Genomic DNA, 910 nt, shown 5'->3' on the forward strand with positions numbered 1-910 from the left:
ATAACGTAAAAACGATTCTGTCCGGTCTATACTGTATTCCATGAAATTTACTTTGATAATCAAAAAATATTAAAATTCTGTAAAATCCCTTTACTTTTATGTATGTTTGTAATATAGTTGTCATATGCTTAATATGTAGTTTTGAATACTACTTCTCAAAACATCTAAGTTATACTTAAATCAGGAGGCGATTTACATGAAATTGAAACTGAAAGATCCATGGAGCGCTATCACCCACGGCATAGCCGTACTTCTTGCGGCAGCGGGAGCGGCTCCGCTTCTCATAAAAGCAGCGCGGACTGAAGATACTCTGCACATTACTGCTCTTGCAGTATTTATACTGACAATGATCCTTCTCTATACGGCAAGTACCGTTTATCACTCTGTAGACTCCACAGAAAAAGTAAACCGCAGACTTCGCAAAATAGATCATATGATGATTTTTATTATGATCGCCGGAAGCTATACACCTGTATGTCTCATTGCGCTTCACAATAGAATCGGCTATATTCTCTGCGGTCTTGTATGGACAATAGCCATTGTGGGAATCCTTCTGAAAGCACTGTGGATCAACTGTCCGAAATGGGTTTCCTCTGTTCTGTACATTGGAATGGGATGGCTCTGTGTCCTTGCTTTTGTGCCAATCTTCCATGCGCTTCCCAGAGCCGGCTTTAACTGGCTCCTGGCCGGAGGAATCATTTATACCATTGGCGGTATTATTTATGGATTAAAGCTTCCGATCTTCAATGCCCGACATAAAAACTTTGGTTCTCATGAAATCTTTCATGTGTTTATTATGCTTGGAAGCGCCTGCCATTTTATTGTAATGTATTTCTTTATTGCCACCATGCCAATATAAACCCCATAGCCATTTATCTGACAGACAGCTTTTATCAGACAAATGGCTATT

General features: G+C 39.6%; 1 protein-coding gene. It reads left to right on the top strand.

Annotated features, from left to right (window positions below):
• Window positions 1-196: 196 nt before the first annotated feature.
• Window positions 197-859 carry a PAQR family membrane homeostasis protein TrhA gene (gene trhA / locus QVP40_RS11850; protein WP_022068606.1) on the top strand — a complete coding sequence of 221 codons (663 nt, stop codon included), beginning with the start codon at window positions 197-199 and terminating at the stop codon, window positions 857-859.
• Window positions 860-910 lie beyond the last annotated feature (51 nt).

The organism is Blautia sp. CAG:257 (assembly GCF_000433815.1).
Taxonomy (GTDB): domain Bacteria; phylum Bacillota; class Clostridia; order Lachnospirales; family Lachnospiraceae; genus Blautia_A; species Blautia_A caecimuris.

Coding starts and splice junctions, on each gene's coding strand:
- trhA (WP_022068606.1), top strand. CDS start 197: ATGAAATTGAAACTGAAAGATCCATGGAGCGCTATCACCCACGGCATA.